The 20716-nt window shown below is 67.6% G+C and carries 20 protein-coding genes and 1 other RNA gene; 10 read left to right on the top strand and 11 right to left on the bottom strand.

The genetic code is table 11. The features are described from left to right. Positions 1 to 201: 201 nt before the first annotated feature. The 9 genes from ORK51_RS08680 to ORK51_RS08640 form a co-directional block, all read right to left on the bottom strand. A complete protein-coding gene (locus ORK51_RS08680) occupies positions 202 to 1569 on the bottom strand; it encodes a citrate synthase (protein WP_399617150.1) in 1368 nt (455 codons plus the stop codon). Between the two features lie 226 nt (positions 1570 to 1795). After that, on the bottom strand, positions 1796 to 2056 hold the full coding sequence (locus tag ORK51_RS08675) for a type B 50S ribosomal protein L31 (RefSeq protein ID WP_019183873.1): 261 nt from the start codon (positions 2054 to 2056) through the stop codon (positions 1796 to 1798). A gap of 112 nt (positions 2057 to 2168) precedes the next feature. Beyond that, positions 2169 to 3104 (bottom strand): nucleoside hydrolase, encoded by a 936-nt coding sequence (locus ORK51_RS08670; RefSeq protein WP_019183872.1) that lies wholly within the window; start codon positions 3102 to 3104, stop codon positions 2169 to 2171. A gap of 167 nt (positions 3105 to 3271) precedes the next feature. Further along, a complete protein-coding gene (gene recG / locus ORK51_RS08665; protein WP_019183871.1) occupies positions 3272 to 5383 on the bottom strand; it encodes an ATP-dependent DNA helicase RecG in 2112 nt (703 codons plus the stop codon). Position 5384: 1 nt separating this feature from the next. Next, positions 5385 to 5777 (bottom strand): RidA family protein, encoded by a 393-nt coding sequence (locus ORK51_RS08660; RefSeq protein WP_019183870.1) that lies wholly within the window; start codon positions 5775 to 5777, stop codon positions 5385 to 5387. A gap of 229 nt (positions 5778 to 6006) precedes the next feature. Then, the gene (locus tag ORK51_RS08655) at positions 6007 to 8166 is read right to left on the bottom strand and encodes a RelA/SpoT family protein (RefSeq protein ID WP_070425831.1); all 2160 of its coding nucleotides are present in this window, start codon (positions 8164 to 8166) and stop codon (positions 6007 to 6009) included. A gap of 157 nt (positions 8167 to 8323) precedes the next feature. Beyond that, positions 8324 to 8623 carry a DNA-directed RNA polymerase subunit omega gene (gene rpoZ, locus ORK51_RS08650; RefSeq protein ID WP_005410877.1) on the bottom strand — a complete coding sequence of 100 codons (300 nt, stop codon included), beginning with the start codon at positions 8621 to 8623 and terminating at the stop codon, positions 8324 to 8326. 112 nt (positions 8624 to 8735) lie between these two features. Next, positions 8736 to 9401: a guanylate kinase gene (gmk, locus tag ORK51_RS08645; RefSeq protein ID WP_046274013.1), complete on the bottom strand. Its 666-nt coding sequence runs from the start codon at positions 9399 to 9401 to the stop codon at positions 8736 to 8738. Then, the gene (locus tag ORK51_RS08640; protein WP_019183867.1) at positions 9398 to 10258 is read right to left on the bottom strand and encodes a YicC/YloC family endoribonuclease; all 861 of its coding nucleotides are present in this window, start codon (positions 10256 to 10258) and stop codon (positions 9398 to 9400) included. The genes gmk and ORK51_RS08640 overlap by 4 nt, the downstream gene beginning before the upstream one ends. Before the next feature lie 120 nt (positions 10259 to 10378). Here ORK51_RS08640 and rph point away from each other — a divergent pair, with 120 nt between their 5' ends. From rph to pepQ, 7 genes are all read left to right on the top strand, one after another. Further along, positions 10379 to 11107 (top strand): ribonuclease PH, encoded by a 729-nt coding sequence (rph, locus tag ORK51_RS08635; protein ID WP_261997238.1) that lies wholly within the window; start codon positions 10379 to 10381, stop codon positions 11105 to 11107. Continuing rightward, entirely contained in the window at positions 11104 to 11493 is a 390-nt protein-coding gene (locus ORK51_RS08630; RefSeq protein ID WP_019183865.1) for a VOC family protein, read from the top strand. The genes rph and ORK51_RS08630 overlap by 4 nt, the downstream gene beginning before the upstream one ends. Further along, entirely contained in the window at positions 11490 to 12083 is a 594-nt protein-coding gene (gene rdgB / locus ORK51_RS08625) for an RdgB/HAM1 family non-canonical purine NTP pyrophosphatase (protein WP_019183864.1), read from the top strand. The genes ORK51_RS08630 and rdgB overlap by 4 nt, the downstream gene beginning before the upstream one ends. Then, entirely contained in the window at positions 12083 to 13300 is a 1218-nt protein-coding gene (gene hemW / locus ORK51_RS08620; protein WP_266084732.1) for a radical SAM family heme chaperone HemW, read from the top strand. Before rdgB ends, hemW begins: the two co-directional genes overlap by 1 nt. A 198-nt stretch (positions 13301 to 13498) precedes the next feature. Then, complete coding sequence (locus ORK51_RS08615) at positions 13499 to 15973, top strand: DUF1631 domain-containing protein (RefSeq protein ID WP_266084731.1); 2475 nt, start codon at positions 13499 to 13501, stop codon at positions 15971 to 15973. After that, positions 15970 to 16320, top strand: coding sequence for a PilZ domain-containing protein (locus ORK51_RS08610; protein WP_266084730.1), 351 nt, complete (start codon positions 15970 to 15972; stop codon positions 16318 to 16320). The genes ORK51_RS08615 and ORK51_RS08610 overlap by 4 nt, the downstream gene beginning before the upstream one ends. An 82-nt stretch (positions 16321 to 16402) precedes the next feature. Beyond that, on the top strand, positions 16403 to 17731 hold the full coding sequence (gene pepQ / locus ORK51_RS08605) for a Xaa-Pro dipeptidase (RefSeq protein ID WP_266084729.1): 1329 nt from the start codon (positions 16403 to 16405) through the stop codon (positions 17729 to 17731). 71 nt (positions 17732 to 17802) lie between these two features. Here pepQ and ORK51_RS08600 read toward each other — a convergent pair whose 3' ends face one another. Then, positions 17803 to 19128 carry an aminopeptidase P N-terminal domain-containing protein gene (locus tag ORK51_RS08600; protein WP_261997337.1) on the bottom strand — a complete coding sequence of 442 codons (1326 nt, stop codon included), beginning with the start codon at positions 19126 to 19128 and terminating at the stop codon, positions 17803 to 17805. A 7-nt stretch (positions 19129 to 19135) separates the two neighbouring features. Beyond that, positions 19136 to 19684: a UPF0149 family protein gene (locus ORK51_RS08595; RefSeq protein WP_019183858.1), complete on the bottom strand. Its 549-nt coding sequence runs from the start codon at positions 19682 to 19684 to the stop codon at positions 19136 to 19138. Between the two features lie 165 nt (positions 19685 to 19849). Between ORK51_RS08595 and ORK51_RS08590 the strand changes: the two genes are divergently transcribed. The 3 genes from ORK51_RS08590 to ssrS all read left to right on the top strand — a co-directional run bounded on the left by ORK51_RS08590 (position 19850) and on the right by ssrS (position 20682). Then, positions 19850 to 20071, top strand: coding sequence for a TIGR02449 family protein (locus ORK51_RS08590; protein ID WP_019183857.1), 222 nt, complete (start codon positions 19850 to 19852; stop codon positions 20069 to 20071). Continuing rightward, positions 20068 to 20367 carry a cell division protein ZapA gene (locus ORK51_RS08585; RefSeq protein WP_019183856.1) on the top strand — a complete coding sequence of 100 codons (300 nt, stop codon included), beginning with the start codon at positions 20068 to 20070 and terminating at the stop codon, positions 20365 to 20367. The genes ORK51_RS08590 and ORK51_RS08585 overlap by 4 nt, the downstream gene beginning before the upstream one ends. Before the next feature lie 130 nt (positions 20368 to 20497). After that, a non-coding RNA gene (ssrS, locus tag ORK51_RS08580) (6S RNA) lies at positions 20498 to 20682 on the top strand. Positions 20683 to 20716 lie beyond the last annotated feature (34 nt).

Raw genomic sequence — 20716 nt, 5'->3', positions numbered from 1 at the left:
TGGACTCCATGCTGTGGGGGTATGACCAAGGGTGTACCTCGACGGCCGTGACGCCCATGCAACATGTACGAAAAGAGGTGTTTGCGACGCGAAGAGTCAGAAGCGGTTCATGCCACTGATCCAGTGGTCACCGTCCGGCACCGCCGGGAAAAGAAAACGCCCCGCGATGCGGGGCGTTTTCATCATGACCTGCCGGGGCGATCAGCCCTGGTAGTCACGCACGTCGCTGCCGGTGTAGACCTGGCGCGGACGGCCGATCTTCATTTCCGGATCGACCTGCTGTTCCAGCCAATGGGCGACCCAGCCGGAGGTACGGCCCAGGGCGAACATGACGGTGAACATTTCGGTCGGGATCTGCAGCGCCTTGTAGATGATGCCGCTGTAGAAATCGACGTTCGGGTACAGCTTGCGGGCGACGAAGTAGTCATCCTGCAGCGCGGCCTGCTCCAGCTTGACGGCCACGTCCAGCAGCGGATCCTGCACGCCCAGCTGTTCCAGCACCTTGCCGGTCATCACGCCGATGACCTTGGCACGCGGGTCGAAGTTCTTGTACACGCGGTGCCCAAAGCCCATCAGGCGGAAGCCGGAGGTCTTGTCCTTGGCCTTGAGCACGGCCGACTCGACGTTGTCGGCGGTGCCGATTTCTTCGAGCATCTTCAGCACGGCTTCGTTGGCACCGCCGTGGGCCGGACCCCACAGCGCGGTGACGCCAGCGGCGACCGACGCATACGGGTTGGCACCGGTCGAACCGACCAGGCGCACGGTCGAGGTCGAGGCGTTCTGCTCGTGATCGGCGTGCAGGATGAACAGCAGATCCAGTGCCTTGACCACGTCCTGGTTCAGCTCGTAGGTGCCATCGGCCGACTCGAAGGTCTGCTTCAGGAAGCGGCTGACGTAATCCAGCGAGGTGTCCGGCTTGTTGGCCGGCAGGCCCTTGCCGTGGCGGTAGATCAGGGCCGACAGGGTCGGCACCTTGGCGATCAGGCGCACGGCGGCGTGGCGACGCTGTTCGGCGTCGGACAGATCCAGCGAGGCGTGGTAGATGCCCGACAGCTGCGCGATGGCGGCGGTCAGGATGGCCATCGGATGGGCATCCTTGGCGAAGCTGCCGATCAGCGTGTTGATCGACGGATCCACATCGGCCTCGGCGGCCAGCTCGTCGGTGAAGGCCTTCAGCTGCTCGGCGCTCGGACGCTCGCCGTTGATCAGCAGGTAGGCCACTTCGACGTAGCTCGACTTTTCCGAGAGCTGCTCGATGGGATAGCCGCGATACAGCAGCACGCCCTTGTCACCGTCGATGTAGGTGATGGCGGACTTGCAGCTGGCGGTGGCGGTGAAGCCGGAGTCGTACGTGAAGAGACCGGTTTCCTTGGTCAGCTTCGAGATATCGACGCAATCGTTGCCGAGCGTGGGTTTGATGACTGGCAGAACAACCGACTTGTCGCCGGCGTTGAGCGTGACCTGATCAAGATCGGACACTGTGTGCGCTCCTCGAGGGAAGGCGCCCGCCCAAGCGCATGGGTCAGGCACGTGAAGGAAGTCCACGATCGTTATCGTGGATCCCGCCATTATCGCACAGCAACATTTTCGACGCCCTAGGACGGAAGTCGTAGACGCAGGTTCCGGGTCGCGGCAAAGGCGCTGTTGCAGTCGTCCCAAGGCATGGCGCCCGATCACGGACACAGCGTTCCGTCGGCGGGGCACACGGGCCTCACCTGGCGTTCAGCAATCCGGAAACAACAAAAAACAACGGCCGCCAAGGCGACCGTTGTTTTCATGCAGCTGCGTTGACAGCTCAGGCCGCGGTCGGCGCCGGCTTGCCGAAACGCTTCTGGAACTTGTCGATACGGCCGCTGGTGTCGATCACCTTGTGCTTGCCCGTGTAGAACGGATGCGAAGCCGAGGAGATTTCAACCTTGACGAGCGGGTACTCGTTGCCGTCTTCCCACTTGATCGTGTCCTTGGTGGACATGGTCGAACGGGTCAGGATCTTGAAATCAGAGGTAACGTCGTGGAAAACCACGTCGCGGTAAGCAGGATGAATATCGGCCTTCATGGGCGCGCACCGTAATAAGGGCTGGTGGTCAAGAGCGGCATTATAGTCCCGGCCGCCGCAAAGGGCAAGCCGGGTCCATCAACCGTGCGAAAGGTCCGCCGCAGCGGCGTCGTCAGACGCCGAGTGCCGCCCTCACCTGGGCCTCGAAGCGACCCTGGTCGTAGGCCATCAGCAGCTGGGTGTTGTCAGGCTGCCCGGTCTGGCGGTTCCAGTCGACAATGGTAGCACCCCGGCTGTGCACGCCGGCCAGTTCCACGTTCAGGGGACGCGATTCGACCCGCAGGGCACCCTCGGGCTGCAGCGCCCAGGCCATGGCCAGGGCATCGGCGGCGAACCAGCGCTCGCCACGGCTGTCTTCGGACCACAGGCGGGTCTGGCGCGAGATCAACTCGTAGAAGCGGGCCTTGTCGGTATCGGCCGCCAGCCACTTCTCGACATCCGCATGCAGCAGGCCGTGGGCGACCGTGGCTTCCCAATCGGCCACCTCGATGTGCGGGAAGCCGGTGAACACCACGTGCGCCGCTTCGGGATCGAAGGCGATGTTGAACTCGGCCGCCGGGGTGATGTTGCCGTGGCAGGTCACCGCCCCGCCCATCACCAGGAAGCGCTTCACGCGCTGCGGCAGGGTCGGGTCGAGTTTCAGGGCCAGGGCCAGGTTGGTCAGCGGGCCGAGCGCGACCAGGAACAGTTCACCGGCGTATTCGTGCGACAGGCGCAGGATCGCCAGCGCGGCATGCTCGGCCTCGGCCTGGCGCTTGGCGGCCGGCAGGTTCACATCGCCAAAGCCGTCGGCGCCATGCACGTGGGCGGCATCAACGGAGGGGTGCAGCAGCGGATCGGCGGTACCGGCGTAGACCGGCACATCGTCGCGGCCAGCCACTTCGCAGAGTTTCAGGGCATTGCGGACCGTGTGGTCCAGGCCAACGTTGCCGGCGGCGATGGTCAGGCCAACGATATCGTGGCGCTCATCGGCGAAGGCCATCAACAGGGCCAGGGCATCATCGACACCCGGGTCGGTGTCGATCAACAGCGGAATCTTCTTGCTCATCGTTGCCGTCTTGATAATCGGCAAGGGACTTTCGCACCCTGCCATGACAAATACAAGGCGGGGGGGGGCTCGGGCGCAGGCAGGTACCGACCGTTGGTCGGCGCAGGGTTCAATGGTGCCGCGTCGATCGGCCCGCCCACGACCGGATGGGCCGTTTCGGCGCTGCTTTACGCCGACGCGTAGCGCACGGCCGTGCCGATCCAGCGCCGCACTACCTGGTCGGCCACGTCAGGCGCCTCCGCCAGCAGCCGCTCGGCCAGATCGTGCACGCCCGGCAGCAGGTCCGCATCGCGGGCCAGATCGGCCATGCGGAACCCGGCCAGGCCGGTCTGCCGCGTCCCCAGCAGTTCGCCGGGGCCACGCAGTTCCAGGTCCTTCTCCGCGATCAGGAAACCATCGTTGGTCTGCCGCATCGTCTCCAGCCGCTCGCGCGCCATGTTCGACAGCGGCGCCTGGTACAGCAGCACGCAGCGCGACACCGCCGAGCCGCGCCCTACCCGGCCGCGCAGCTGGTGCAGCTGGGCCAGCCCGAGGCGCTCGGCGTTCTCGATGATCATCAACGACGCATTGGGCACGTCCACGCCCACTTCGATCACGGTGGTGGCGACCAGCAGATCGATTTCGCCGGCCTTGAAGGCAACCATCGTGGCCAGCTTCTCGCTCGCCTTCAGCCGCCCGTGCACGAGCCCGACGCGCACACCGGGCAACAACGCCTGCAGCGATTCGAACGTGGCCTGGGCCGGCGTGGCATCGAGTTCTTCGCTTTCTTCGATCAGCGTGCAGACCCAGTACACCTGCTGGCCTTCGCGGCACGCCACCGCGATGCGTTCGATCAGCTCCGGGCGACGGTCGTTGTTGAGCGCCACGGTCTGCACCGGCGTGCGCCCGGGGGGCAGTTCGTCGATGGCCGACACGTCCAGATCGGCGTACTCGGACATCGCCAGGGTGCGCGGAATCGGCGTGGCCGTCATCACCAGCTGGTGCGGCACGCTGCGTCCGTCGGCGCCCTTGTCGCGCAGGGCCAGGCGTTGATGCACGCCGAAGCGGTGCTGCTCATCGACGATCGCCAGCGCCAGGTCCTTGAACACCACGCTTTCCTGCATCAGCGCGTGCGTGCCGACCACCACCTGTGCCTCGCCCGAGGCGACCTCGGCCAGCACCTTGGCGCGCGCCTTGCCGGTGACCTTGCCGGCCAGCCATGCGGTGCGCACGCCCAGCGGGGCCAGCCAGGCGCGAAGATTGTTCATGTGCTGCTCGGCCAGCAGTTCGGTCGGCGCGGCCAGCGCGACCTGCTTGCCCCGCTCCACCGCCAGCATCGCCGCCAGGGCGGCGACCACGGTCTTGCCCGAGCCGACATCGCCCTGCACCAGCCGCAGCATCGGATGCGCCTTGGCCAGGTCTTTGCGGATCTGCTCGAACACGCGCTGCTGCGCACCGGTCAACTGGAACGGCAGGCTGTCGCGCAGCTGGGCCACCAACGCGCCCTGCCCGCGCAGCGACGGCGCGTGATGGGCCTGCAGCGCCATGCGCTGACGCCGCAGGCTGAGGTGATGTGCCAGCAGTTCTTCCATCGCCAGCCGGCGTTGCGCCGGATGCCGCCCCGCGGCCAGCGCCGCCAGATCCGCATCCGGCGGTGGCCGGTGCACGGTCAACAGCGCACTGCGCAGCGAGGGCAGGCCCAGCCCGGACAACCAGCCCGCCGGCAGCAGTTCCAGCGTGGATTCTTCCGGCAACCGGTCCAGCGCCAGCCCGATGAACCGGCGCATCGTCGCCGGCCCGACCCCTTCGACCGCCGGATAGACCGGGTCGAGGCTGTCACCGAGCTCGTCATCGTCATTGCTGCCCATCACCCGGTAGCTGGGGTGGACGATCTCCAGCCCGAGATGACCGGGCTTGGCGGTGCCGTAGCAGCGGATGCGCGTGCCCACGGCGAACTGCGAGACCTGCTGGGCGCGGAAGTGGAAAAACCGCAGCACCAGCGTGCCGTAGGAATCATCTTCGATGGCGACCTTGAGCACCGGCCGACCACGGAAACCGCGCTCGACCGCACTCACCCTTCCTTCCACCTGCGCCGCCACGCCCGGCTGCAACCGGGCGATGGTGGTCAGCCGGGTCCGGTCTTCATAGCGCAGCGGCAGGTGCAGCCACAGATCCTGCAGCGAGGACAGGCCACGGGCAGCCAGCTTGGTCGCCACCGCCGGCCCGATGCCGGAGAGCATCGACAACGATGCCTCCCCGGCCGCGGCCAGCGCCGGTGCGGGAGCCCGTGACCGCGCCACGTCAGGCCTGGTCGAGCACCATCACCGCATCGACTTCGAAGTTGGCCGCCTTCGGCAGGCCCGACACTTCGATGGTCGAACGCGCCGGGAACGGCGCCTTGAAGTAGTCCTGCATCACCGCATTGACCTTGGCGAACTCGCCCAGATCGGTCAGGTACAGGCCCAGGCGGACGATCTGGTCCAGCGAACCGCCGGCTTCTTCGGCCACGGCCTTCAGATTGTCGAACGCACGGCGGGCCTGCGCCTCGATGTCGCCGGCACCAACGATGTCACCGGTGGCCGGGTCCAGCGGGATCTGGCCGGAGAAGTACACGGTATTGCCGGCGCGCACGGCCTGCGAATACGGACCGATCGCGGCCGGGGCGTTGGCGCTGGTGATGATCTGGCGGGACATGGGAGCTCCAGGGAACAAAAGTGGGCCCACCATTGTACCGCCGAAGCCGAGGCCCGAAGCCGCAATCCCTGGTAGAGCCGACCGTTGGTCGGCTGGCCGGAGAATGACGAAGACGATTGGTCGGCTGGCCGGAGAATGACGAAGACGATCGGTCGGCAGGCCGACCATATCGATCATCGCCGCATGGCGTGCAGGCAGCCGACCAACGGTCGGCTCTACGGAACGCGGCTTATTGCCTGCGGACCGATTGCACGACCGACAACCGCCGCAACCTGCGCATCACCTCCGCCAGATGGTTCCGGTCACGTACCTGCACGTTGAAACACAGCACCGCCGCATTGAAATCGCGATCCAGGTAATCGACCCGTTCGATGTTCGAATGGCTCTGCGCGATCGCCGCCGCCAACTGGGCCAGCACGCCGGTCCCGTTCTCCACTTCCACGATCAAGGACGTGTCGTAATCACCCGACACCGTCGTATCCCACCCGATCGGCACCCAGCGCTCCGGCGACTTGCGCAGCTCGGCCAGGTTCGGGCAATCCAGACGGTGCACCACGATGCCCTTGCCGGCGGTGTGGTAGCCCATGATGTCGTCGCCCGGAATCGGCTGGCAGCAATTGGCGAAGCTGACCACGCCGCGCTCGCTGCCATTGATCAGGATCTTCTCCTGCGAATGCTTCGAATGCGCCCCACCGCGCAGCTCGGCGTAGGCCATCAGCGCCTGCGCGGCCTGGTTGGGCATCCAGTTGCCCAGCGCCACTTCGGCCAGCAGGGCCTCCAGGCGGGGGTAACGGTGTTCGGCCAGGAACGCATCCAGGCGCCCCTTCGGCAGGCGCTCCAGCGAGCTGTCCATCGCCTCCAGCGCGCGGTCGAGCATGCGGTGGCCCAGCTGGACCGCGTCTTCGTGCTCCAGCTGTTTGAGCTGGTGGCGGATCGCGGTGCGCGCCTTGGAACTGACCACGAATTCCAGCCACTGCGGCTTGGGCGTGGCCGAGCGCGCGGTGATCACTTCCACGGTCTGGCCACTGACCAGCTTGGTGCGCAGCGGCACCAGCTTCTTGTCCACGCGCGAGGCCACGGCCATGTTGCCCACGTCGGTGTGCACCGCGTAGGCGAAATCGAGCGCGGTGGAGTTGCGCGGCAGGGCCAGGATCTTGCCCTTCGGGGTGAACAGGTAGACCTCGTCCGGGAACAGGTCCACCTTGACGTTGTCCAGGAACTCCAGCGACGAACCGGCGGCGCGCTGGGAATCGATCAGTTCCACGATCCAGGCATGCGCGCGGCTCTGAGCGCTGTTGGGCGAATCGCCACCGAACTTGTACGTCCAGTGCGCCGCCACACCGCGCTCGGCGATCAGGTCCATCTCTTCGGTGCGGATCTGCACCTCGATCGGCGAACCATATGGCCCGAACAACACCGTGTGCAATGACTGGTAGCCGTTGGCCTTGGGGATGGCGATGAAATCGCGGAAGCGACCGTCCAGCGGCTTGAAGGTGGCATGCACCGAGCCCAGCGCGTGATAACAGTTGGGCACGTTGCGCACCACCAACCGGAACCCGAACACATCCATCACCTGATCGAAGGATTTGTTCTCGTCGCGCATCTTGTTGTAGATGCTCCACGGCGTCTTGATGCGGCTGACCAGGCGGTGCTCCAGCCCTTCCTTGGCCAGGCGCTGGCTCAACTGCACCTCCACCTGCGCCATCGCCTCGCGGCGGACCACCGGCTGGCTGCGGATGTGCTTTTCCAGGATGGCGTGGCGCCAGGGATACAGCGCCTTGAAGCCCAGGTTCTGCAGCTCGCTCTTGACCAGGCTCATGCCCAGCCGCTGCGCGATGGGCGCGTAGATTTCCAGCGTCTCGCGCGCGATCCGGCCACGCGCCTCGCGGCTCTGCGCGCCGAGGGTACGCATGTTGTGCAGGCGGTCGGCGAGCTTGATCATGATCACGCGCAGGTCGCGCGACATCGCCAGCAGCATCTTGCGGAAGCTCTCGGCGGCCGCTTCCTGGCGGTCGCGGAACTTCAGCTTGTCCAGCTTGGTGACACCGTCGACCAGCTCGGCCACGGCCTCGCCGAACTCGGCGGCCAGCTCTTCGCGGGTCAGCGGGGTATCTTCGATGGTGTCGTGCAGGATCGCCGCGATCAGCGCCTCCACGTCCAGGCCGAGCTCGGCCAGGACCTGGGCCACGGCGACCGGATGGGTGATGTAGGGCTCGCCCGACTTGCGGGTCTGGCCGGCATGCGCGGCGGCGCCTACTTCCCAGGCGCGGCGCAGCAGCGGCAGTTGGTCGGGCGGCAGATAGTGCGCTGCGCGCTCAAGCTGGAGGACATAATCGGGTACGGCCGCGCCGGCGGGCGTGGCGACCTTGGCAGTGGGGCCTGGGTTCATGCTCAAAGACTATGCCAGCGGCGTGATATCGGCAAACCCCTGAACAGGGAGTTTCACCTGCAACAACACGCCTGCACCGGATCCACCGGCGGCCCAAACGAAACAGCCCGCCAAACGGCGGGCTGTTCGCAGCAACAACAACGAACGCGCGGGGCGATCAGTCGTCGTTCTTGGACATGTCTTCGTCGGCGACGACTTCGGCAGCGGCCCATTCCAGTGCTTCACGCTCGGCACGCTCGCGCTCGGCCTTCTCGACTTCGTCGATCAGGGCGTTGTCGATCTTGCGGGCGGCAATTTCGCGCAGCGCCAGCACGGTCGGCTTGTCTTCGGTTTCGCTGTTGTCCAGGGTGGCCTGGACGCCATTGGCCAGCTGACGGGCGCGCTTGGACGCCATCATGACCAGTTCGAAACGGTTGTTCACGACTTCCAGACAATCTTCTACGGTGATGCGGGCCATGCGGGCTCCCGGCAGCCGGTGAGGGCTGCTCAATCGAATGAGGGAAAGGGGACGGATTGTACCGGCCGGGGCTGGACAAAATCAAGCCAACCGGCTAGCACCCCGTTGAGAATCAGTCGGTTGTGGCCGGGTCCTGGGTCAGCAGGGCCTGGATGAGGCCCGCGTGGCGGACCTTCTGGGCCTCCCGGCGCAGGCGGCTGGCCGTGAAGATCGCGCACAGCTCGTCCACCGCGGTCTCGAAGACCTCGTTGACGATCACGTAGTCGAAGTCGTTGAAGTGCAGCATCTCTTCACGCGCGGCGGCCAGGCGCTGGGCGATCACCGCCTCGCTGTCCTGCCCGCGCTTGCGCATCCGGTCCTGCAGCGCCTGCCTGGAGGGCGGCAGGATGAACACGGTGACCGTGCCCGGCACCAGCTGGCGGACCTGCTGGGCGCCCTGCCAGTCGATCTCCAGCAGCACGTCCTGGCCAGCCGCCAGCTGCGGCTCGACCGACTGCCGCGCGGTGCCCTTCCAGTCGCCATGCACCCAGGCATGCTCGAAGAAGTCACCGGCGGCGATCATCTTTTCGAACTCGGCGGCGCTGACGAAGTGGTAGTGCTCGCCGTTGATCTCACCCGGGCGGGTAGCGCGCGAGGTGAAAGAGATCGACAGCGCGATCTGCGGGTCACGGGCCAGGGTGGCGTTGACGATGCTGCTCTTGCCGGCCCCGGAGGGTGCGGCCACGATGTACAGGGTGCCGCGCGCGGGCTCGGCGGCCGGAGGGGTCTGGCTGCTCATTCGATGTTCTGCACCTGTTCGCGGATCTGGTCGATGAGCACCTTCAGCTCGACGGCGGCATTGGAGGTACGGCTGTCCACCGACTTGGAGCCCAGCGTGTTGGCCTCGCGGTTGAATTCCTGCAGCAGGAAATCCAGGCGGCGGCCGACCGGCTCGCGCTGCTTGAAGACCCGGCGGATCTCGGCGATGTGGCTGCCCAGGCGGTCCAGTTCCTCATCCACGTCCAGCTTCTGCAGCCACATCACCAGCTCCTGCTCGGCGCGGCCGGGATCGACCGGGTGCGGCAGATCGGCCAGGCGGGCCGACAGCTTGGTGCGCTGGCCTTCACGGATCAGCGGAATCAGCGTGGTGACCTCCGCGGCGATGCGCTCGATGCTGTCCACGCGCTCCTGGATCGCGGTGGCCAGCTTGTCGCCTTCACGCTCGCGCGCGGCCACGAAGCCATCCAGGGCGGTATCCAGCAGGGCCAGGGCCTCGGCATGCAGCGCGGCGGCATCCACTGCCTCGCCCTGCATCACGCCCGGCATCTGCAGCAGTTCGGTAAAGCTCACCTGCAGGCTGGGGAAGCCGGAGGACAACCGGGTGGCCAGCTCACCGAGCTGGCCCAGCAGCGCATCGTTGACCACCAGGGCACCGGTGACGTCCGGCGCACGCAGGCGCATGACCAGATCGATCTTGCCGCGGCTGCAGCGCGAAGCGACGCGCTCGCGCAGTTGCGGCTCCAACGCACGCAGTTCTTCAGGCAGGCGCACGCCGACCTCCAGGAACCGGTGGTTGACCGAGCGCAGCTCACAGGCCAGCGTCCCCCAGCGGGTGGCGCGCTCGCCGTTGGCGTAGGCGGTCATGCTTCGAATCATGCGGGTTTCCGGTGCTCTCAAAGTGCAAATGGTACCCTAGCGGTCTCCTTAGAGCCTCCTCGCCCGCCGGTCTCCGGCCCGGGCGTGGCCCCGCATCCCCCGTCTTACCGGAACTTGAGCATGACTGATTCCCGTCCCAGCGGCCGCCAGGCCGACCAGCTGCGCGAAGTGCGCATCGAGCGCGCCTTCACCCGTCACGCCGAGGGCTCGGTCCTGGTCAGCTTCGGGCAGACCCGCGTGCTGTGCACGGCCAGCGTGGAAAACCGCGTGCCGGGCTTCCTGCGTGGCAAGGGCGAAGGCTGGGTGACCGCCGAGTACGGCATGCTGCCGCGTTCGACCCACACCCGTAACGACCGCGAAGCCGCCCGCGGCAAGCAGGGTGGCCGCACGCTGGAGATCCAGCGCCTGATCGGCCGTACCCTGCGTGCCTGCATCGACCGCGGCGCGCTCGGCGAGCGCACCATCACGCTCGATTGCGACGTGCTGCAGGCCGATGGCGGCACCCGCACCGCGGCCATCACCGGTGCCTACGTGGCCCTGGTGGATGCGGTGAACTTCCTGATCAAGCGCGGCGACATCAAGCGCAACCCGATCTTCGGCGCGGTGGCGGCGGTGTCGGTCGGCGTGTACCGCGGCACCCCGGTGCTGGACCTGGACTACGCCGAAGACAGCGATTGCGATACCGACATGAACGTCGTGATGAACGACGGCGGCGGCTTCATCGAACTGCAGGGCACCGCCGAAGGCCATGCCTTCCGCCGCGATGAGCTGGATGCGCTGCTGGTGCTTGCTGAAAAGGGCATCAAGGATCTGTTCGCCGCCCAGCAGGCGGCCCTGGCCCAGGCATGAACCGTCGCATCGCCCTGACCACCCTGGTGGTGGCCGACTACGACGAGGCGATCGCCTGGTACACCGGCGCGCTGGGCTTCAGCCTGCTCCAGGACATCGACCAGGGCGACAAGCGCTGGGTGGTGGTCGGTCCGGCCGACGGCAACGCGGCCGCCCTGCTGCTGGCACGCGCCAGCAACGACGAACAGCGCGCGCGGATCGGCAACCAGACCGGCGGCCGGGTCGGTTTCTTCCTGAACACCGATGATTTCTGGCGCGATCACGCGGCAATGACCGCGCGTGGCGTGGTCTTCCTCGAAACCCCACGCGAAGAGGTCTACGCGACGGTCGCGGTGTTCCGCGATCTGTACGGCAACACGTGGGACCTGCTGGAGCCCAAGCAATGAAACTGGTACTGGCCAGCGGCAACGCCGGCAAACTGAAGGAACTGCAGGCCATGCTCGGCGGCCTGCCGCTGGAGATCGTGGCGCAGGGTGAACTGGGCGTCAGCGACGTGCCGGAAACCGGCCTGACGTTCGTCGAGAACGCGCTGATCAAGGCACGCCACGCCTGCCAGAGCACCGGCCTGCCGGCGCTGGCCGACGACTCCGGCCTGATCGTGGACGCGCTCGACGGCGCGCCCGGCCTGTACAGCGCGCGCTATGCCGGCAGCCCGACCAACGATGCGGCCAACAACGCCAAACTGCTCGAGGCGATGCGCGAGGTGCCGGCCGAACGCCGCACGGCCCGCTTCTACGCAGTGATCGTGCTGCTGCGCCATGCCGATGATCCGCAGCCGCTGATCTGCGAAGGCAGCTGGGAAGGCGTGATCCTCGACGAACTGCGTGGCAGCCACGGCTTCGGCTACAACCCGCTGTTCCTGGACCCGGTGCTGGCCCAGACCGCGGCCGAAATGGCGCCGGACCTGAAGAACGCGATGAGCCACCGCGCCAAGGCCCTGCAGCTGCTCAAGCAGAAACTGCCCGCCCTGCTCTGATGTCACACGACCACTGCTCCCACCTGCCCGGCGAAGCCTGCGCCGGCGATCACGATCACGCCCCGCGGCTGGTGACGCCGCCGCTGGCGCTGTACGTGCATCTGCCGTGGTGCGTGCGCAAATGCCCGTACTGCGATTTCAACTCGCACGCGGCCAAGGGCGAACTTCCGTTCGATGCCTACATCGACGCACTGATCCGCGACCTGGACCAGGATCTGCCGCTGGTCTGGGGACGGGTGGTGAGCAGCGTGTTCTTCGGTGGCGGGACGCCGAGCCTGTTCCCGCCCGAAGCGATCGACCGCTTCCTGCAGGCCGCCTCGGCCCGGCTGCGCTTCGCGCCGAACCTGGAAGTGACCCTGGAGACCAACCCGGGCACCGCCGAGCATGGCCGTTTCGATCGTTACCGCGCCGCCGGGGTGAACCGGATCAGCTTCGGGATCCAGACGTTCAACGACGAGGCGCTCAAGCGCCTGGGCCGCATCCACGACAGTGGCGAGGCCGAGCGCGCAGTGAAACTGGCGCAGGACGCCGGCTACGACAACTTCAACATCGACCTGATGTACGCGCTGCCGCAGCAGACGCTGGCCCAGGCCGAGCATGATCTGGAGCGCGCCTTCGCGCTGCAGCCCACGCACCTGTCGCATTACCAGCTCACGCTGGAGCCGAACACCGTGTTCTTCGCGCGGCCGCCGCAGGGGATTCCCGACGAAGATTCAGCGTGGGACATCCAGGAGCACTGCCAGCGCCTGCTGGCCGAGGCCGGCTACGCACAGTACGAAGTCAGCGCCTACGCCAAGCCGGGCCGGCAGAGCCAGCACAACCTCAACTACTGGCGCTTCGGCGATTACCTGGGCATCGGCGCCGGTGCGCACGGCAAGATCAGCAGCGGTGCCGAACAGCACGTGCTGCGCCGATGGAAGCACAAGCATCCGCAGGCCTTCATGGACACTGCCGGCACCCTGGCCTCGATCGGTGGCGACGATGTGATCAGCGCCGAACGCCTGCCGTTCGAGTACATGCTCAACCTGCTGCGCCTGCACGAGGGTTTCGGGCTGAAGGATTTCGAATCGCGCACCGGCCTGGACCGCGCGCAGATCGCCGCGCCGCTGGGCGTGGCCGTGGCCAACGGCTGGATGACCGTCAGCGGCGATCGCGCCACCCCGACCGAACTGGGCCGGCGCTTCACCAACGATGTCGTCGAGCTGTTCCTGCCCTGAAGGCACGACGCCCCCCTGTAGTGCCGGCCGCTGGCCGGCTCCCCACATCCCCCTGTAATGCCGGCTGCTGGCCGGCTCCCCACACGCCCCGGTAGTGCCGGCCGCTGGCCGGCGCCAGACCTCCCGACGGGCCGTTATGGCAGGCATCCGGCGAAACCGTTAGATTCCCTGTTCTCAGGGGAGCTGGAAGCACATCGGATGTCTGCGCCCGCACTTTCGTCGTCCCAGCCCGACATGACGCGCTTTGCGGACGTGGCCGCACCACCGCGCGTGCGCCGCCTGCTGGCCGCGTTGCACGCGCTGGCGGTACAGACCCTCACCACACCGCTCAGACTGACCATCGTGGAACTGGAGCGCGAGCTGTTCCGCGACGCCGAGCGCGCGCGCAACAGCCAGATCCAGGCCGACATCTTCGCCCAGGCCCGCCAGCTGCACGAGGTCAACGCGCAGTTCGGCCCGCGCTTCCTGGACGCCCTCGGTGACCGCCTGGCCACCCTGCGCGGGCCGCGCCATACCCAGCGCATCGTGCCAACCGAGGTGCCCGTGTCGGCGACCGCGCTGACCCTGGTCAACGACACCGACGTGGACCGCGACATCGTGCTGGTGGACATCATCCGCCGCGAGGCCCAGCGCTCGGCCACCGCCCTGCAGCTGCTGGGCCAGCGCTTCGGCGTGCTTGCCGCCGGCCCGGCCTTCGATGTCGATGACCTGCCGTTTGGCCCGCAGGCCTTGTGCCGGATCGTGCGCGAGCTGGGCGAGCAGTTCGCGCTCGGGCTGGAAACACAGCTGGCGCTGTACCGCGTGTTCGACCGCCAACTGCTGGAGCGGCTGGGCGAACTGCTGGAGCGCGCCAACATCCTGCTCGCGCACGAAGGCGTGCTGCCCGGGCTTGTCTACACCCCGTACCTGGCGCGCTCGGCCACCACCCGCCGGATCATCACCGGGCCCGAGCGCGGCCTGCCTGGCGCGCGCGGCGGCGCCGCTGCCGCGCGGCCCTTGACCGCCTGGAACGGCAGCGCCCCCAGCGCGGGCTGGGCCGCGATGACCCAGGCGGCAATGGCGCCGCCGGCCGCGGGGCCGGCCCATGGCATGTCCAACGGCGACGCAGCAGCGCCAGGTCCAGCAGCCGCCGCGTCTGCATCGGCGCCAGCCACCAGTGCCCCGCCTGCGGCGACCGATCTCGGCGCACCGGCGATGTCGGCCCTGCACCAGATGCTCGGTGCCGCCCGCCAGGCGCACGCCGCGGGCACCGTGCCGGGCGGCGATGCCATGGCCGCTCAGGCTGTCGCCGCGACGACCGGCGCGCCCACGCCCGCCGCCGACAACGCGTTTCTCGCCCCGGACGCCCCCCCGGCATTGGCGGTTCCCGCCGAAGCGGTGCATGCCACGCTGGCGCGCCTGCAGAGCCAGGCCATTCCCCCCGGCGGCGGCCGCCGCAGCATGGCCGACCTGCACAACGCCCTGCTCGCCCAGGTCCGCGCCGACCATGGCGCGCACGCGGCCCTGACCGTCAAGGACAGCGACACCTTCGACCTGCTCGACATGCTGTACGGGCAGATCCAGCGCGAGGTGCGGCCCGAGGCCGTGGCCGCCGACCTGCTGACCCGCCTGCAGGTACCGGTCGCCCGCGCGGCCCTGACCGATCCGGCCTTCTTCGTGCGCGACCAGCACCCGGCGCGGGAACTGCTCAACGCCGTGGCCGAGGCCGGTGCCAACTGGCTGGGCGAGGAGGATGTGGACCCGCTGCTGGTGCAGAAGCTCGGCCACGCGGTCGACCAGGTGGTGAACGACTATGACGGCGATGTGGCGGTGTTCGACACCGCCAACGAAGAGATCCAGCAACACTTTCGCGCGCTGGCCCACAAGGCCGAACTGGCCGAGCGTCGTCATGTCGAAGCCGCCCGCGGCAAGGAGCGACTGGAGGCGGCCAAACAGCAGGCCAGCGCCAGCATCGAGCAGCTGTGCACGCAGGCCGCGCCCCCGCGCTTCGTGCAGGCGCTGCTCAAGCAGGCGTGGTCGGATGTGCTGACCTTGACCCTGCTGCGCAACGGCGAAACCTCGCCGCAGTGGCAACAGCGCCAGCAGGAAACCACCCGGATCGCCGAGGTCACCTGCCTGGCCCCGGGCGCAGGCGCGCGCGATGACGCGCTGGGCAACGAGGTCGAGGCCGCCCTGCTGCAGGTCGGCTATCACCAGGATGAAGCGGCCGCGATCGCGCGTCGCCTGTCCACGCCGGGCGGCGAGGACGACAGCAGCTCGCGCACCGAACTCACCGCGCGCCTGCGCGCGCGCACCCGGCTGGGCGAACAGGCCGACGCCGGCGACCCGCGCAAGGTCGCCCCGCTCGCGCGCAGCACCGCAGAAGACGATTGTTACCGCCAGTTGCGCACACTGCCGTTCGGTACCTGGTTCGAGTTCACCACCAACCAGCAGGGCGACGTCCGCCGCCAGCGGCTCTCGTGGTACAGCCTGATCACCGACAACGCCCTGTTCGTCAATCAGCGCGGGCAGAAGGTTGGCGAGCATTCGCTGGACGCACTGGCCCGGCTGATGGCACACGGCCAGGTGCGGATCGTCACCGAAGACAAGGGCCGGCTGATCGACCGCGCCTGGCAGGCCACCCTGCGCACATTGCGCTCGCTGGCCGGCAGCCCCGTGGAGAACGCTGGATGACCACGCCCGATACCCGCCGCGCACCGCGCCGCCAGGTGACCGAGCTGGTGCCCGTCACCGACCTGATGGCCGAGACCGTGATCGGCCGGCTCGGCAATATCTCCGAAACCGGGATGTTGATGCTGGCCTCGGTACCGATGCACGAAGACGCGCTGTACCAGCTGCACTTCGCCATTCCCGGCCCGCAGGGAGAGCCACTGCGGATCGACGTGGGCGTGCACCTGCTGTGGAGCGAGCAGACCCATGCGCCGGGCCAGGCCTGGGTAGGTTTCCGCTTCCTGACCCTGGCACGCGACGCACGCGAACAGCTGCGCCACTGGATCGCCGAGGAAACTTCGGCAGTCTGAGCGCCGGTTCCGGCACAGCGCCCGCGGGCGGATTGCGGCAGAATCCAAGGCTGCATTCCGCACTGCCAGCGAGCTTCATGCCATGAACCAGCCAGACCTCGGCGCCCTGTATTCCCACCACGCCAGCGTCATGCGCCAGCGCGCCGACGAAGCGCTTGCGCGTGGCGGCTTCGATCATCTGGTGATTCCCAGCGGCACCCAGCATTACCAGGCCTTCGATGATCGCGACTACCCGTACGCGGTGAATCCGAACTTCAAGGCGTGGCTGCCGCTGACCAAGCTGCCCAACAGCTGGCTGGTGTACACCCCGGGCCAGCGCCCGAAAGTGATCTTCTACCAGCCGTTCGACTACTGGCACGTAGTGCCGGATGCGCCGAACGGCTGGTGGGTCGAGCATGTCGATATCGAGATCATCCGCAAACCCGACGATGCGCTGGCGCTGCTGCCCAAGGACGCGGCCCGCTGCGCGATTCTCGGCGAGCCGCAGAGCGCGCTGGGCGCGTTCGTGCCGAACAACCCGGCGCCGGTCATCGATTACCTGGACTGGCAGCGCGGCTACAAGACCCCCTATGAAATCGCCTTGATGCGCGAAGCGCAGCGGTTGGGCGTGCGCGGTCATCGTGCCGCCGAGGCGGCCTTCCGCGCCGGCGCCAGCGAATTCGAGATCCACATGGCCTACTGCCGGGCGGTCGGCCAGGACGCCAATGAGCTGCCGTACGGCAACATCATCGGCCTCAACGAGCATGCCGCAGTGCTGCACTACACCGACCTGGGCCGCAGCGCGCCGACCCCGCTGCGCAGCTTCCTGATCGACGCCGGCGCCAGTGCCTACGGGTACGCCAGTGACATCACCCGCACCTATGCGGCCGGCGGCCACGACGAATTCCAGGCCCTCATCGACGCGGTGGACGCGGCCCAGCAGACGATGGGCGCGGGCGTACGCGCCGGGGTGGATTACAAGCAGCTGCACATCGATGCGCACCTGTCGCTGATGGGCATCCTCAAGGACTTCGGGGTGCTCAACGTCTCGCCGGAAGCAGCGTTGGCCACCGGCGTGAGCGCGGCCTTCTTCCCGCACGGCCTGGGCCATCTGATCGGCCTGCAGGTGCACGACGTGGCGGGTTTCGCGGCCAGCGACCGCGGTGGCCGCATCGAGCGCCCGCAGGGTCACCCGTACCTGCGCATGACCCGCGCGCTGGAGCCGGGCATGGTGGTCACCATCGAACCGGGCGTGTATTTCATCGACATGCTGCTGGACGAAGTGAAGCAGGCCGGCCACGGGGCCAGCATCAACTGGGACCGCGTGGACTTCTTCCGCCCGTACGGCGGCGTGCGCATCGAGGATGAAGTGCTGTGCACCGAAGGCGATGCCGACAACCTGACCCGCCCGGTGTTCGCGGCCGCCAGCTGATCCGACATACAGGTGCCGACCCACGGTCGGCACCTGCGCGACATCGCGGTAGTGCCGGCCCCTGAAGCGGATCAGCGCTTGGCCATTTCGTCTTCAATCTCATCGGCACTGCGCGCCAACGCAGCGGTGAGCACCTGATGGCCGTCCTCGGTGATCAGCACATCATCTTCGGTACGAATGCCGATACCGCGCCAGCGCGCTTCCACGCTGCGGTCGTCCGGTGAGACATACAGGCCCGGCTCGATGGTGAACACCATGCCCGGCTCCAACATCCGCGAATCGCCCGCCAACCGGTAATCGCCGACGTCGTGCACGTCCAGGCCGAGCCAGTGCCCGGTCTTGTGCCGATAGAAACGCTGGTAATGCGCTTCGGCGATGTTTTCTTCCAGCGTGCCCTTGAGCAGGCCCAGCCGCAGCAGCCCCTCGGTCAGGGTTTCCACCGCAGCCAGATGACCGGCCTCATAGGCATTGCCCGGGCGCGCCTGCGCCAGTGCCGCGGCCTGCGCTGCGCCGACCAGGTCATGCAGCGCGCGCTGCTCGGCACTGAAACGGCCGTTGACCGGGAAGGTACGGGTGATGTCGCTGGCGTACCCGCGGTACTCGGCACCGGCATCGATCAGGACCAGCTCGCCGTCCTGCGCGCGCGCGTTGTTGTCGCGGTAATGCAGGATGCAGCCGTTGGCACCGGCACCGACGATGCTGCTGTACGCCGCACACGCATCATTGGCGCGGAACACCCGCTCCAGGTCGGCCTGCAGCTCGTACTCGTGGATGCCCGGCCGCGCCGCGTGCATCGCGGCGCGATGCGCCTGCACGCTGATATCGGCAGCGCGCTGCATCACGGCGATTTCCGCCGTGGATTTGAACAGCCGCTGTTCGTGCAGCAGGTGGCCCAGTTCCAGGAATTCATGCGGCGGCTGCGCGCCATGCCGCACCTGCGAACGCACGCGGTTGACCCAGCCGATCAGCTTGAGATCGAACTCGGCATCGCGGCCGAAGTGGTAGTACACCCGCGAGCGCCCTTCCAGCAGGCCGGGCAGGATGTCGTCCAGATCGTCGATCGGGTACGCATCGTCCATGCCGTAGTGCGAGACCGCCCCTTCCTGGCCGGCGCGCGCGCCATCCCAGGCTTCACGGTCGGCGTCGCGCTCGCGGCAGAACAGGATCACCTCGCCATGGCGACGGCCCGGGATCAGCACCAGCACGGCCTCCGGTTCCGGGAAGCCGCTCAGGTACCAGAAATCGGAGTCCTGCCGGAACGGGTAATGCGTATCCAGGCTGCGCACCCGCTCGGCGGCGGCCGGCAGCACCAGGATCGCGTCGTCGCCGGCCATCTCCATCAACTGCTGGCGGCGACGCGTGTATTCGGCGGCGGAGATGCCGGTCAGCTGCCGGATATCCATCTCAGTTCAGGCGCTGCCGATGGCGCGCCGCCATGACGCAGTCGCCGTGCAGGAGCAACACCGCCACGCGGATGAACTCTTCGATCTCGGCCAGCGCGTCTTCGTCATCGTCGTTGCCGCTTTCGAAGTCTTCGCTGGAGGCCTGCGCCAGTTTGGCCAGATCGGTCAGCGCCTCGTCACCCTCTTCGGACAACGCCGGGCGGTTCTGCCCCGAGCCCAGCCCGAACCCGCCCAGGAACGCACGCGCCCAGGTGAACAGGGCATCGGCCTGGGTGGCGGTATCGCTGGCATCGCTGAGCAGCAGTTCAAACGCGAAATCGCGGTCTTCCAGCTGCGCCACGCTGGCATCGAGCAGGCGTGCCAAGGCATCGCCCTCGGCCGGGGTCGGCAGGTTGTCATCGGCCAGCACGCGGGCGGGCCATTCACGCACCGGCGCACCGCCGGCAGACAGCCAGCCGCACAGGCCACCGTGCAGTTCAGCGGCGCTGGCGCCCAGGCCCAGGGCCTGGCTGGCCTGGTTTACGTCGTCGACACTCGGGAGTTCGGTCATCTTGGGGCTACGGTTTGTGAGCGCCACAGTGTACCAATCCACCCGTGTCCGCCGGGTTGCGATGGCCGTCCCCGCGGCCGGCCCCGGCACCCCGGGGGCGACCGCCCCCAGGCCCCGTCATTATTCGCTTGACCGCCCCGTCCGCCCTTGCCTATCGTGCCGGTCATGGAACCCGCCGACGCCATCGCCCAGTTGCAGGCCTTCGCTGCCCGCGTGGAGGCGTTGCTTGAGCGCAACCAGCGCCTGGCCGACGAGAACCGCAGCCTGCGCCATCAGCAGGAACAACTGGTGGCCGAGCGCTCCCAGCTGCTGGCCAAGAACGAGCAGGCCCGCTCCCGGGTCGAAGCGATGATCACCCGCCTCAAATCCCTGGAGCAGCACACATGAGCCAGACCGAACCGGTCAGTGTCCGCATCCTGGACCGTGAATACACGGTGGGCGTGGGCGCGGAGGAACGGGAGAGCCTGACCGCCGCCGCCCGGCTGCTGGACGCCAAGATGCGCGAGATCCGGGGCAGCAACCGGATGGCCGCGGTGGACCGCGTCGCGGTGCTGGCCGCGCTGAACCTGGCCCACGAGCTGCAGCAGCTGCGCGATGAGCACGCCCGCCAGGCGATCGCGCTGCAGCAGACGCTGAGCGATCTCAACCGCCGCCTGGATCGGGCGTTCGACAGCGCCGGGTGATCCACGGGCGTGGTTCCACGCCATTCGATTGCACACCTGCATCGCGTGGTCTTCATCGATCTGAATTGATGTGCAATTCGACCGACGAACGGACTGGTCGAATTGCCCAGGAAGGCTATAATCCTCGTCGCGTTCTCTGCTGTGAACGACGGCGTGTGCAAACATTCGCCTTGTCCCTTAATTACGACCACGGGTGCGCGACGGCGCCGGGAGTGCAAGTCCGCCTTGTAGCGGGAAGCCCGATGGAACCCCAGCGTACCCACTTGAACCCCGGGTTCAAGGTCGTTTCGCATGCATCGTCACGGCGGAGAATGCAATATTCCAGCAAGAGCGGCGTTCCCCTGGGACG

The sequence above is a fragment of the Stenotrophomonas sp. RIT-551 genome (genome assembly GCF_026241915.1).
In the GTDB taxonomy this organism is placed as follows: Bacteria; Pseudomonadota; Gammaproteobacteria; order Xanthomonadales; family Xanthomonadaceae; genus Stenotrophomonas; species Stenotrophomonas bentonitica_A.
This window is presented reverse-complemented; position numbering and strand designations above follow the sequence as displayed.